10 protein-coding genes and 1 pseudogene are annotated in these 12,526 nt (G+C 68.5%); 6 read left to right on the top strand and 5 right to left on the bottom strand.

The window, feature by feature from the left end; genetic code table 11:
* Positions 1-20 precede the first annotated feature (20 nt).
* Positions 21-890 (top strand): RDD family protein, encoded by an 870-nt coding sequence (locus ACWDPV_RS13555; RefSeq protein WP_449743389.1) that lies wholly within the window; start codon positions 21-23, stop codon positions 888-890.
* 3 nt (positions 891-893) lie between these two features.
* Here ACWDPV_RS13555 and ACWDPV_RS13550 read toward each other — a convergent pair whose 3' ends face one another.
* Entirely contained in the window at positions 894-2,087 is a 1,194-nt protein-coding gene (locus ACWDPV_RS13550) for an acyl-CoA dehydrogenase family protein (protein WP_449743388.1), read from the bottom strand.
* A gap of 128 nt (positions 2,088-2,215) precedes the next feature.
* Here ACWDPV_RS13550 and ACWDPV_RS13545 point away from each other — a divergent pair, with 128 nt between their 5' ends.
* Positions 2,216-2,548: a TfoX/Sxy family protein gene (locus ACWDPV_RS13545; protein ID WP_449743387.1), complete on the top strand. Its 333-nt coding sequence runs from the start codon at positions 2,216-2,218 to the stop codon at positions 2,546-2,548.
* 23 nt (positions 2,549-2,571) lie between these two features.
* Positions 2,572-4,611, top strand: coding sequence for an FUSC family protein (locus ACWDPV_RS13540; RefSeq protein WP_449743386.1), 2,040 nt, complete (start codon positions 2,572-2,574; stop codon positions 4,609-4,611).
* Positions 4,612-4,655: 44 nt separating this feature from the next.
* Here ACWDPV_RS13540 and leuS read toward each other — a convergent pair whose 3' ends face one another.
* Positions 4,656-7,571, bottom strand: coding sequence for a leucine--tRNA ligase (leuS, locus tag ACWDPV_RS13535; RefSeq protein ID WP_449743385.1), 2,916 nt, complete (start codon positions 7,569-7,571; stop codon positions 4,656-4,658).
* 99 nt (positions 7,572-7,670) lie between these two features.
* Between leuS and ACWDPV_RS13530 the strand changes: the two genes are divergently transcribed.
* Positions 7,671-8,234: an SdpI family protein gene (locus ACWDPV_RS13530; RefSeq protein ID WP_449743384.1), complete on the top strand. Its 564-nt coding sequence runs from the start codon at positions 7,671-7,673 to the stop codon at positions 8,232-8,234.
* 6 nt (positions 8,235-8,240) lie between these two features.
* Complete coding sequence (locus ACWDPV_RS13525; RefSeq protein WP_449743383.1) at positions 8,241-9,251, top strand: bile acid:sodium symporter family protein; 1,011 nt, start codon at positions 8,241-8,243, stop codon at positions 9,249-9,251.
* 207 nt (positions 9,252-9,458) lie between these two features.
* Here the strand turns inward: ACWDPV_RS13525 and ACWDPV_RS13520 are convergent.
* Both ACWDPV_RS13520 and ACWDPV_RS13515 read right to left on the bottom strand, forming a co-directional pair.
* A pseudogene (locus ACWDPV_RS13520) lies at positions 9,459-9,773 on the bottom strand (DedA family protein); the annotation flags it as partial.
* Positions 9,774-9,927: 154 nt separating this feature from the next.
* Positions 9,928-10,602, bottom strand: a complete 675-nt coding sequence (locus ACWDPV_RS13515) for a YqgE/AlgH family protein (protein WP_449743382.1) — start codon at positions 10,600-10,602, stop codon at positions 9,928-9,930.
* A gap of 36 nt (positions 10,603-10,638) precedes the next feature.
* Here ACWDPV_RS13515 and ACWDPV_RS13510 point away from each other — a divergent pair, with 36 nt between their 5' ends.
* Complete coding sequence (locus tag ACWDPV_RS13510) at positions 10,639-11,946, top strand: MFS transporter (RefSeq protein WP_449743381.1); 1,308 nt, start codon at positions 10,639-10,641, stop codon at positions 11,944-11,946.
* Here the strand turns inward: ACWDPV_RS13510 and ACWDPV_RS13505 are convergent.
* The gene (locus tag ACWDPV_RS13505; RefSeq protein WP_449743380.1) at positions 11,916-12,509 is read right to left on the bottom strand and encodes a hypothetical protein; all 594 of its coding nucleotides are present in this window, start codon (positions 12,507-12,509) and stop codon (positions 11,916-11,918) included. The genes ACWDPV_RS13510 and ACWDPV_RS13505 overlap by 31 nt on opposite strands.
* Between the last annotated feature and the right edge of the window lie 17 nt (positions 12,510-12,526).

Below are 12,526 nucleotides of genomic sequence, written 5' to 3'. Positions count from 1 at the left end.
TGCTGGTTAGAGTGTCGCGTATGTATCCGATGGCTCCCCCGTCGCCGCGTGGCCCGTACCCGGCCGCGCCGGCGGGCACCGCGGCCTGGGGTCGGGGCGTACCCGCGACGGTGGGCGTCGGGCGCGACGATCTGGTGTCCGGGGAGGCGGTCGCCCTCGATCTGCCCGCGGCATCGCTGGGATTGCGTATCGCGTCCGGCCTCATCGACTTCGTCGTGGGGATGGCCGTTCTGATCTTCCTGCTGTGGCTGTCGTTCAAGTTGGCCACCGACGAGGCCCTGTTCGGCGCCTGCGCCACCATGTCGGTGGTGCTGGCATGGGCGGCGCTGCCGACGATCGTGGAGACCACCACCCGGGGCAAGACCCTGGGGCATCTGGCGCTCGGCCTGCGCACCGTCCGCGACGACGCCGGACCGATCCAGTTCCGGCTTGCGTTGACGCGCGCCATGCTCGGCGTCGTCGAAATCTACACCTTCTTCGGGGTCCCGGCGCTCATCGCGGCGGCCATCAGCCGGAAGAACAAACGCCTCGGCGACATGGTCGCCGGGACGTACGTGATCCGCGACCGCTTCCGCTTCCAGATGCCCGACCCCGTCGGCATGCCGCCGATCCTCGAACCCTGGGCGCGGACCGCCGACCTCTCGTCGATCCCGGACTCGACCGCCATCTCGCTGCGCCTGTTCCTCACGCGCGCCGAGCAGTACACCCCGGCCGCGCGTCGCGCGCTGTCGGATCGGCTGATCATCGCGGTCGCGCCGTACGTGGCACCCGCCCCGCCACCGGGCGCACCGTACGAACTGGTCCTCGCGGCGATCCTCGCCGAACGGCGTCGGCGCGACGCCGAACGCTTGGCCCGCGAAGAGCGGCTGCGACGTAACCTGTTGCGCTGAAACCTACTTCAGGTCGGCGCTGGACTTCCCGAGGATCCGGCGGGCGATGATCAACTGCTGGATCTGCTGGGTGCCCTCGAAGATGTCGAGGATCTTGGCGTCACGCGCCCACTTTTCCAGCAGCATCGTCTCCGAATATGCCGCCGTCGCACCGAGTTCCACCGCCTTATTGGTGACGTCGGTGACCATCCGCCCGGCCTTGGCCTTCGACATCGACGCCTCGAGGGAGTTCGGCTGCTTGTTGTCGGCCATCCAGGCGGCCCGCAGGGCGAGCAACCACGATGCCTCCCAATCGGATTCGAGGCGGATGAACTCGGCGACCGCGGCGTGCATCGTGGTGGTGGACGCGTCGTAGTCAATCGTGTGGCCGGCACCCTCGAGCAGGGCCCGCAGTTCTTCGAGGGCGGCGCGGCCCACGCCGACCGCCATCGCCGCGACCACCGGGCGGGTGTTGTCGAAGGTCTGCATGACCCCCGCGAACGCCTTCTTGGTATCGACCTCCGGGGAGCCGAGCAGGTGATCGGCCGGAACGCGGGCGTTCTCGAACCGCAGCACGGCGGTGTCGGAGGCGCGGATGCCCAGCTTGTGCTCGAGCCGCACCACGCTGACGCCGTCGGCATCGAGCGGGACGACGAAACTCTTGATGGCCGCGCGTCCGGCGCTCTTGTCGACGGTGGCCCACGTGACGACGTGATCGGCGCGCGAACCCGCGGTGACGAAGATCTTCTCCCCGTTGATCACGTAGTCGTCACCGTCGCGGGTGGCGGTCGTGGAGACGGCGGCCGAGTCGGAACCGAAGCTCGGCTCGGTGATCGCCATGGCCGCCCACACCCCGGCGAACTTCTCGAGCTGTTCGGGGTTTGCCACCGCCGAGATCGCGGCGTTACCGAGTCCCTGATACGGAATCGAGAGCATCAGGGCGACGTCGCCCCAGCCCATCTCCACGCCGTGCAGCACGCCGCGGATGTTGGCGCCGTTGACGGTGTCGGCCGTCGACGACGGCTCCGCCTTCTCGGCCTCCCTGGTCTTGGCCCGCGACTCCTTGACCATTTTGCCCAGGTCATCGAGCTCTTTGGGGTACTCATGCTCGGCCGCATCATAGGTGCGCGAGATCGGCCGGAAGATGTGCTCGGCCGCCAGGTGTGCCTGTTCGACCGCGGAGTCGAACTTCTTCGGGAGTTCGAGATTGATCGCCATGCGCCTATCTTACTCATCGGTAAGATAGGCGCAAGTGTGGTGCACGATATAGCCACGAACTCTCAGCGAAACGATCACGGTCGCCGACGCCGCTGGCCGCACACACCGATGCGTCCTACCCTCGTTGGGTGGCCTACGACGAGGATCTCGCCTTCCGCATCCGCGCGATGCTGGCTGCCGAATCCAACGTCGACGAGAAGCCGATGTTCGGCGGCCTGGCATTCCTCATCAACGGCAACATGGCGCTCGCGGCGAGCTCACGCGGCGGCCTGATGGTCCGGGTACCGCCCGAGGAAACCGAGACCCTGCTCGAGTACCCGCACACCGATCCGATGATCATGTCCGGCCGGCAGACGCGCGGATGGATCCGCGTCACCGACGAGGGTGTGCGCACCGAACGCCAACTCACCCGCTGGGTGACCCTCGGCTCCGACTACGCCCGGAAACTACCGGGTAAGTAGCCCGACAAGCGATCACCGGTGCCATGATTCCTCGTGCGGTGCACGTCGTCCGGCGGCGCCTGGCCGCGTCCGACCCGGGCCGGCTACGACTGATCACGGCGTCGGCGACCGCGCTGGCGGTCCTGCTGTCGGTGAGTGCCGCGTCGGTGACCCTCACCGTCGTCGACGGCGACTCCGGGTACTACGTGATGGCCGGGATTCTCGCCATGATGTCGATAGCGGCGGTGAAGGATCCCACGCCGGGCTCACGAGCGACGACCACGGCTCTGCTGGCGGTGCCGGCCACGCTGAGCATCGTCACCGCAGCCGGTCTGTCCGCCCACCGCGGCGCCGCGGTCGTCGGCTTCATCGCCGTGGCCGGTGCGGCCACCTGGCCGCGCCGCTTCGGGCCACGCGGGGCCGCACTGGGGACCGTCGGCTTCTTCGCCTACTTCCTGACCATGCTGCTCGACGTCGACATCACCCACATCTGGCTCGGTGAGATCGTGGCGATGACCGCCATCGGGTCCGCGTTGCTGGTACGACTGGCCCTGCTGCGTCAGCGGCCGCGCCGACAGATCATCCTGCTGCTCGACGAGTTGTGCGCCGCATCCGACGCGGTATGTGCTGCTGCGGGTCGGCCCCACGACGACCCCCACGGCGGCCCCCACGACGACGGCGGGGATAAGCGCCTCACCGTCCTGAGGCAACGCATGGCCGCAGTGGTCATCGCGGTCTCGGACTGGCAACGGCGTCACGACACGTCGACCGTGTTGGGTGTCGACGCCACGACACTGTCCCAGCGCGTCTTCGACGTGCAGGTTTCCACTGAACAGGCCGCCATCGGCACCGACGCCGACCGGTCACACGCCGCGGCGCTCGATCGGGTCACCACGGCCACCGAGGCCGTGCGGGAGGTCGGGCGATCCCACCCCAGCGCGTCGTCACGCCCCACTACGTCCACGGATTCGGTGCCCGCCCATCGCCGGTCGCCGACGCCGACAACAGCGGCCGCACCGACGTCAACGCCGGCGCCGGCACCGGCACAGACCTGGCGATTCTGGCGGCGATGGCGACCAACGACGCGAACCGCGGCACAGGTCACCGTCGCGACCGCCCTGGCGACGGTGGCCGGGGAGGCCATCTCGGCATCCCGGTGGTACTGGGCCGTGCTGACCGCCTACGTCGTGTTCGTCGGAACCACCACCCGCGCCGCCACGCTGACCCGCGCCGAGCGGCGCGTCGTCGGCACCGTCGTCGGAGTCGTTGTCGGCACAGGTGTCGTGGTGGTCCTGGGTCACCACATCCACATCGAGTTGGCGATCTGCGTGATCTGTGTCTTCCTCGCCTTCTACTTCGGCCCACTGAACTACGAGGCACTGGTCCTGTTCGTGACGATCATGATCGCGGTACTTTTCGACCTTCTCGGTGTCTTCGACCTCCGCCTCGTGATGTGGCGCGTCGAAGAGACGGCCGTCGGCGCGGTAGTCGGCGTGATCGCGGCGTACCTGTTGTTCTCCAACGAATCCCGGGGAGCGCTCATCGACGCGGTCGACTCCTGGATCGATGCGGTACAGACCGTGATCCGCCGGTCGGTGCACGCCATGTGCGGCGGCCCCGACGCCGACGTCCTCGCCGCCAGCCGGGGACTCGACACCGCCGAGGCGGCCGTCGCTCACACCACCGCCTCGATGTCGCTGGCGCTGCTCACCGGGGCCGGGTCGGCGACGAACCGGACCCTGCTCGTGCTGCACCGCACCACGCCCTATGCGCACGCCCTCGCCTCCACCGCCATCGGCATCGCCGAGGGGACCGCCGGCGGGACCTCCGACCGGTGCGCCGGCACTGTCACCGAGTCACCGGCGATCGTCGACGCCGGCGACATCGCCCTGCGGACCGCCGAGGCGGTACGCCAGACCGTTCACCGGCAGCAAGGGCAGCCCTCGGTCGATGCCCCCGGCGGTGCGACCGACGTGCCGGTCCCCGACGACGACCGGGTCTCCGACGCGGTCGCCGCGCTGTCCCGGCTCAACCGGGCACTATTGCTCGTCCCCGGTGTCGAGGACTCCGTGCCCCGGCCCTGACCTCGGTCACGGCACAGAGTTTCGGTCACGGCACAGAGTTCACGTCACGGCACGATGTTGACGAGCCGTCCGGGTACCACGATCACCTTGCGCGGCTCACCGTCGAGCAGGCCGACGATCTTCTCGTCGGCGAGTGCGGCGGTCCGCAGGGCGGTCTCGTCGGCGTCGGCGGCGACCTGAATGACGCTGCGCTTCTTGCCCTTCACCTGCACCACGATCTCGACGGTGTCCTCCACCAGCAGGGCTTCGTCGGCGATCGGGAATGGTCCACGCACCAGCAGATCCTGGTGACCGAGACGGTGCCACAGTTCCTCGGCGATGTGCGGGGCCAGCGGCGCCAGCATCAGCACCAGCGGCTCGACGATCACGCGGGGCGCACCGGTGGCCTCGAAATTCTTCGTCAGGTGATTGGTCAGTACGGTCAGCTTGGCGACCGCGGTGTTGTTGCGCAGCGCCTCGTAATCCTCCCGCACACCGGCAATCGTCTTGTGCAGCAGGCGAAGTGTGTCCTCGTCGGCCTCGGCGTCGCTGACCCGGCCGGTGCCGGTCTCCTCGTCGACGACGAGTCGCCAGATCCGTTGCAGGAACCGCTGTGAGCCGACGACGTCCTTGGTGGCCCACGGCCGGGACTGATCCAGCGGTCCCATGAACATCTCGTAGACGCGCAGGGTGTCGGCACCGTAGTCGGTGGCGATGTCGTCGGGGGTCACCGAGTTCTTCAGCGACTTGCCCATCTTGCCGTACTCCTGGGTGACCGGCTCCCCGTTGTAGAAGAACCCGCCGTCGCGTTCGGTCACCTCCTCGGCCGGCACGTAGATGCCGCGGGCGTCCTTGTAGGCGTACGCCTGGATCATGCCCTGGTTGAACAGCTTTCGGTACGGCTCCCGGCTCGTCACGTAGCCGAGGTCGAAGAGCACTTTGTGCCAGAACCGCGAATAGAGCAGGTGCAGCACCGCATGCTCGACGCCACCGATGTAGAGGTCGAGCCCGCCGGGATCGTTCGGCCCGTGCAGCGCCGGCCGCGGACCCATCCAGTACGCCTCGTTCTCCTTGGCGCACAACGTGTCCTCGTTGGTGGGATCGATGTAGCGCAGTTGGTACCAGGAGCTGCCCGCCCACTGCGGCATCACGTTGGCGTCACGCGTGTAGGTCTTGAGTCCGTCACCGAGGTCGAGTTCCACGGTCATCCAGTCGGTGGCCTTGGCCAGCGGCGGTGACGGTTCGGAATCGGCGTCCTCCGGATCGAAGGAGACCGGTGCGTAGTCATCGACCTCCGGGAGTTCCACCGGCAGCATCGATTCCGGCAGCACGTGCGCCTGACCGGCGTCGTCGTAGACGATCGGGAACGGCTCACCCCAGTAGCGTTGCCGTGCGAACAGCCAGTCACGCAACTTGTACTGGATGGTGCCGGTGCCGGCACCGCGCTCCTCGAGCCAGCCGATGATCGCGGCCTTCGCCTCCTCGACGCGCATGCCGTCGAGAAAGTCGGAGTTCACCAGCGGGCCGTCGCCGACGAAGGCCTCGGTGGCCACACCCTGCTCGGAGCCGATGACCTCACGGATCGGCAACCCGAAGACTGTCGCGAACTCGTGGTCACGAGTGTCGTGCGCGGGCACCGCCATAATGGCGCCGGTGCCGTAGCCCATCAGCACGTAGTCGGCGATGAACACCGGAACATTGCGCCCGTCAACGGGATTGGTGGCGAAGGTGCCGGTGAAGACACCGGTCTTCTCCTTGTTCTCCTGCCGTTCCAGGTCCGACTTCGCGGCGATCGACGCCCGGTAGGCGACGATCGCATCGGCCGGGGTGGCGGCCCCGGCCGTCCAGCGCTCATCGGTGCCGTCGGGCCAGGCGCCCGCGGTCAACGTGTCCACCAGCGGGTGCTCGGGACTGAGCACCATGTAGGTGGCGCCGAACAGCGTGTCCGGGCGGGTGGTGAACACCTCGATCGCGGCGTCGGCGGACGGGACCGCGAAACGCACCTGCGCACCACGCGAGCGCCCGATCCAGTTGCGCTGCATGGTCTTGACCTTCTCCGGCCAGTCCAGGTCGTCGAGATCGTCGAGCAGCCGGTCGGAGTAGGCGGTGATCCGCATCATCCACTGCCGCAGATGCTTGCGGAACACCGGGAAGTTACCCCGATCGCTGCGGCCGTCGGCGGTGACCTCCTCGTTGGCCAGCACGGTACCCAGACCCGGGCACCAGTTGACCAGCGAATCACTCTGGTACACAAGACGATAGGAGTCGACAAACTCGTTGCGCTCGACGCCGCTCAGCTCCGCCCAGTCCCGGCCCGAAAACGCGGTGCCGTCGAGAGTGCGTGCGCCGGAAGCGAATTCGTCGATCAGCTCCGAGATGGGGCGGGCCCTACCCTGCTCGGCGTCGTAGAAGGCGTTGTAGATCTGGGCGAAGATCCACTGCGTCCACCGGTAGAAGTCGACGTCGGTGGTGGCCACCCGCCGGCGCTCGTCATGGCCGAGGCCCAGGCGGCGGATCTGTCCGAGGTAGCGCTCGATGTTGGCCTCGGTGGTGGTGCGCGGATGGGTTCCGGTCTGCACCGCGTACTGCTCGGCGGGCAGCCCGAAGGAGTCGAAGCCCATTGTGTGCAGCACGTTCTTGCCGATCATCCGCTGATAGCGGGCGTAGACGTCGCTGGCGATGAAGCCGAGCGGATGCCCGACGTGCAGGCCCGCCCCCGACGGATACGGGAACATGTCCTGCACGAACACCTTGTCCGGGGCATCGGCCGACGCGCCGCCGTAGGGGGTCAGGTCACCGGCGAGCGGGCCCACCGGGTTGGGCGCCTCGTAGGCGTGCCGATCGGCCCAGTTCCGCTGCCAGCGCCGCTCGATCTGACCGGCGAGCTCGGCGGTGTAACGGTGGGTGCCGGGGGCGCCGCCGGCCGCCGATGAGGTCCCTGCCGGGGAGCCGTTGCTGCGCGAAGTATCCGCTGAAGTCACTCCACCAGCGTAAATGGTCGCCTCCGCGCGTCTGCAGCGGCGGCCCGGCCGCGAGGCGCCGGTTTCGCCCCGGCGGCGCCGGGCTCGTATGGTGGTCGGGTGAGTGTCGTGTCCATCGTCGTCGCCGTCGTCGTCTTCGTGCCGGCCCTGGTGTGGCTTGCCGTCGGCGTCGCAGGTCTGCGCGGAACGCTGCGCCGCAACCGGTGGGTGGGCGTGCGCTCGCCCGAGACGCTGAGCTCCGACGACGCCTTCGCCGTGGCCAACCGGGTCGCCGCGCCGGGCACGATCGGCGCCGCCGTGATCCTTCTCGCCGGCGGCCTGCTCACCCTCGGTGTCGATTCCGCATGGTCATTCCTCTTCGGCGTGGGTGCCGCGGTGGGCGCGCTGATCATCGTCGGCGCGGTCAGCGGCTACGCGGTGCGCGCGGCCCGGTGGGCGTCGTCCGAGGACTCCGATGCGGGCTGCTCCTGCTGTTCGGGCGCGGACGCCCATGATCACGATGAGGCACCCGCCACAACGGAAGCCGCGACTGCCGGTTCCGATGCCGCAGGCTCCGTGACCGCCGGCTCCGAGGCCGCCGATTGCGGCGAGTCGAGCTGCGCGTCGTGCACCCTGCGCGGGGCCTGCCTCGGCGACGACGACACCGCCGCCAGCCGGGTCTGAGCGTCGGTGCGTTCCCTGCTGAGCCGTTCCCCCATCGACGGCTTCATCCTCGCAATCCTCGCCGCGGTGGGTATCGCCGCGGTCTTCCCGGCCCGCGGCACCTTTGCCGACGTCCTCGACTGGGTGGTCGTCGTCGCGATCGCTCTGTTGTTCTTCCTCTACGGTGCGCGGCTGCATCCGCGTCAGGCCCTTGAGGGCCTGGCGCACTGGCGACTGCACCTGATCATCCTGTCGTTCACCTTCGTCGCCTTCCCGCTGATCGGGCTCGCACTGCAACCGGTGCTGCGTCCCCTGCTCGGCCACGACCTCGCCGCCGGAATGCTCTACCTGTGCCTGGTCCCCTCGACGGTCCAGTCCTCCATCGCGTTCACCTCGATCGCGAAGGGCAATGTCGCCGGCGCGATCGTCAGTGCGTCGGCGTCGAATCTGATCGGGGTGGTGCTCACCCCGCTGCTCGTGGTGGCGTTGATGTCGGGGACCAACGGCGTGCACATCACCGGCTCGTCGATCGGGAAGATCGTCGCCGAGATCCTCGTCCCGTTCATCCTCGGCCAACTGTGCCGGCCCTGGGTGAGCCCCTTCCTGAAGCGGTTCGCCGAACCCACCAAACTCGTCGACCGCGGCTCCATCGTGCTGGTGGTCTACGCGGCGTTCAGTGAGGGCGTGCGCAACGGCATCTGGTCGATCGTCGACGCGTGGCAGGTGGTGGCGATGGCGGCTATCGCGACCGTGTTGGTGGTGGCGATGCTGTGGTTCACCGGCTGGCTGCCGCGTCGGCTGCACTTTCGCCGCGAGGACGTCATCGCGATCCAGTTCTGCGGAACGAAGAAGAGCCTGGCCACCGGCCTACCGATGGCGACGGTCCTGTTCAGCGGTTCGGTGGTCGGTCTGATCGTGCTGCCGCTGATGATCTTCCACCAGATCCAGCTCATCATCTGCTCCTGGATGGCCACCCGCTACGCCCGGGAAGCCGCCGCCGACACCTCCGCCGACACCTCCGACGAGACCGCCCGCTGAGCCGAGCGGCTCCTCGGTCACCGGAAGGGCCCGGTGATGCCAGCGGGCCATCGCCCACTTCCCGGCCAGCAGCACCGCCACCAGCGACACCACCACGAGAACCGCGTACACCAGGATCGTCGCACCCAGCACGGCGCCGGCGAAGAAGCCGACCAGCAGCACCGTCGTCGCCCAGCTGACGGCGCCGACCACGTCGGCCGCACCGAATCGGGCGAACCGCATCTCGGTCATCCCGGCCACCCGCGGAACGATCGACCGGACGTAACCGATCCACCGGCCCGTCGTCACGACGACGATCCCGGAGGTGTCGATCCGTTGCTGCGCGCGGTCCCAGCGCTGCTCCCCGAACCGGCGGCCCAATGCCGAACCACGCAACCGCGGTCCACCCAGACGACCCAGCCAGTAGCCGGTGACATCACCGGCGATCGCACAGATACACGCGACGACGATCAACGCGACGATGTTGGTCTGGCCGACCGCGGCGGCCACGCCCGCCGCCAGCAGCAATGCCTCGCTGGGCATGATCAGCCCCGCCAACAGCAACGCCGTCTCGGCGTACACCGCCCCACCGGCGATCAGATACACCGCCCACGCAGGCACCGACTCGATCACGTGGATCAACCAATCGGCGAAAGCGTTCACCCTCGCGACGATAACCGTAGAACGGAAGGATCACTCAATTCATGGAGACGTCGACCGGGTGGGTGGCCAGCAGCGGCATCGGCCAGGGCTGTCGACGCAGGACGTCGGCCCAGATGTCGACCGCGGGCGGGGCCAGCACATCCCGCGGCAGCGCCGACGCCAGCATCCAGCTGTCCTGCTCCATCTCCGAATCGAGTTGCCCGATTCCCCAGCCGGCGTACCCGGCGAAGATCCGCACACCCTCGACGAGGGTCGCGATGAGTTCCGGGTCGGCGTCGAGGTCGATGAGCGCGACGCGGCCGCTGACCGGGCGGATCGCCTCGACATCGCCGACATCCACGCCGCGGCGGATCACGCCGAGACACAGGGCCGAATCCTGCTTCACCGGACCGCCGATGAACAAGGCCCGCGGCGCCGCGGTGACGTCGGTCCACGACGGCATCACATTGTGCACCGCGGTCTGGCTGAGCCGATTGATCACGACGCCGAGACTGCCGGCGTCGTTGTGCTCGATGACGTAGATGACCGTGCGGGCGAAAGTCGGTTCGATCAGATCCGTCGACGCCAACAGCAGTGTGCCGGGCCGGATGGAGTTCGCCGATTCGATGTCGCGGGCCGCATCCGCGCTCGACCCACCACCCCCGATGCCGTCGGGCAGATCCGGGGTCGGATCGTCTGCGCTGTCACCGCCGTCCACGAGAACCATCATCGCATGGCTGCCCGGCCCAGTCGGTACTGTAGGTCCGTGAACCCCACGGCGACTCATGGCGCGTCCTCGTGGAAGACCTTTACCCATTCTCTGCATCATTCGCCGGGGTTGTCACGGCTTCTCGCCGTTCGCCTGACCAGCCAGCTGACCGACGGCGTCTTCCAGGCCGCCCTCATCGGCGGGGTGCTGTTCAACCCGGAACGCCACGCCGACCCGTTGGCCGCCGCGCTCGGATTCGCCGTGCTACTGGTGCCCTATTCGGTGCTCGGGCCGTTCGCCGGCGCATTGCTCGACCGCTGGGACCGACGCAGCGTCCTGTTGTGGGCGAACGTCATCCGCGCAGTCCTGATCGGCCTCGTCGCCATCGCGATCGCCACCGGCAGTCCCGACACGCTCGTGCTCATCAGCGCGCTGGCCGTCACCGGCGCCAGCCGATTCGTCGCATCCGGGTTGTCGGCCTCGTTGCCGCATGTCGCCCACCGCGAGGTGATCGTCGCGGTCAACGCCCTGTTCACCACGCTGGGCGGGGCGATGCTGTCGGTGGGTGCGGGGATCGCCTTCGGCGTCCGTTACCTCGTCGGCACCGGCAACGTGGGCAGCGCCGAGACCACCCTCGCCGGCGTCCTCATCGCACTCATCGCGGCGATCATCGCGCGCGGTTTCCCGCCGCGGTTGCTCGGACCCGACCAGCCCGACGACATCGGGCATTCGGCGCTGCACGCGGTCGCCGTGGGTTTCCTGCACGGCACCCGGGCGATTGTCCACTGCAAACCGGCCGCCGCCGCGCTCTCGGCCATCGGGGTCCATCGTCTCGTGTTCGGTCTGAACACCCTGATGCTGTTCGTCTTCGCCCGGCACACCGGCGAGGGCGACGGCCTGGCCACCATCAGCCTGGTGCTCGGTCTCGTGGCCGCGGGTGCGTTCGTGGCGGCCTTCACCACGCCGCTGTCGGTGGCCCGATTCGGCCGACGCACCACCCTGATCGCGATGTTGACACTCGGCGCGGCCGCCGAACTGATCCTGCTCACCTTCACCGTCCCCGGCTTCTGCGTCGCCGCGCTGCTGCTCGGCATCGTCGGCCAGACCACCAAACTGTGCGGGGACGTCGCCATGCAGGTCGACATCGGTGACAGCGTGCGCGGCCAGGTGTTCTCCGCCCAGGATGCGCTGTTCAACATCGCCTACGTGATCGCCATGGTGATCACCGCGCTGGTCATCGGGCCGGACGGGCGGTCGGTGGCGTTGGTGATCATCGGGTCGCTGGTCTACGTGTGCGGTGTGTTCGCGGTGCGCGCCATCCAGCCGGCGGTGTCTCACCGCGACCCGGTGGCACCTTCCTCGTAGCGATCGATGACCCCGTCACCGTCGGTGTCGATGAGAATCTGATCGATGGTGCCGTCGTGGTCGTCATCGATGGACAGTCGCCGGACGGCTCCGCCCTCGACGATCACCTCCAGGTCGGGGACGCCGTCGCCGTCGAGGTCATGTGACTCCACGCGGGTCGGCGGTGGGGTCGATGGCGTGGAGGGCGCCACCGGCTCCGGGGACGGCTCGCCGGGTGTCGCCTCCCCGCCGTCGGCCCCCGGCCGGGCCGTCGGGATCGCCCACACCCCGTTGCCACTGTCGCGGAAACACGCCTCCGCGGTGCCGTCGTCGTCGAGGTCGAGGGCCGCCACATCGACCACACCGTCCGCGTCGACATCCCACATCAGGTCGTCGGCGCGACCATCGCCGTCGAAGTCCAGCCACAGCGCGTTGCGCACGCCGTCGCCGTCGGGATCGGCATCGGCGGCGGTGTGCCAGTGGGTGGGATCACCGTCGCCGGTGCCGAAGAGATACTCGAGGACCGATTCCATGTCGAGTTGGACGCAGCGCGACGCCGGTCGGTTCCATCCGATTTCGGGCACACGGTAGGTTCTTGGGC

This window comes from Gordonia sp. NPDC003504, from assembly GCF_053587995.1.
Note: the sequence above shows the minus strand (reverse complement) of the source record. Positions and strands in the feature narration are given on the sequence as shown.

Excerpts from the sequence above, each read along its gene's own strand:
- ACWDPV_RS13555 (WP_449743389.1), top strand. The coding sequence starts at position 21 with ATGTATCCGATGGCTCCCCCGTCGCCGCGTGGCCCGTACCCGGCCGCG.
- ACWDPV_RS13550 (WP_449743388.1), bottom strand. The coding sequence starts at position 2,087 with ATGGCGATCAATCTCGAACTCCCGAAGAAGTTCGACTCCGCGGTCGAA.
- ACWDPV_RS13540 (WP_449743386.1), top strand. The coding sequence starts at position 2,572 with ATGATTCCTCGTGCGGTGCACGTCGTCCGGCGGCGCCTGGCCGCGTCC.
- ACWDPV_RS13515 (WP_449743382.1), bottom strand. The coding sequence starts at position 10,602 with ATGATGGTTCTCGTGGACGGCGGTGACAGCGCAGACGATCCGACCCCG.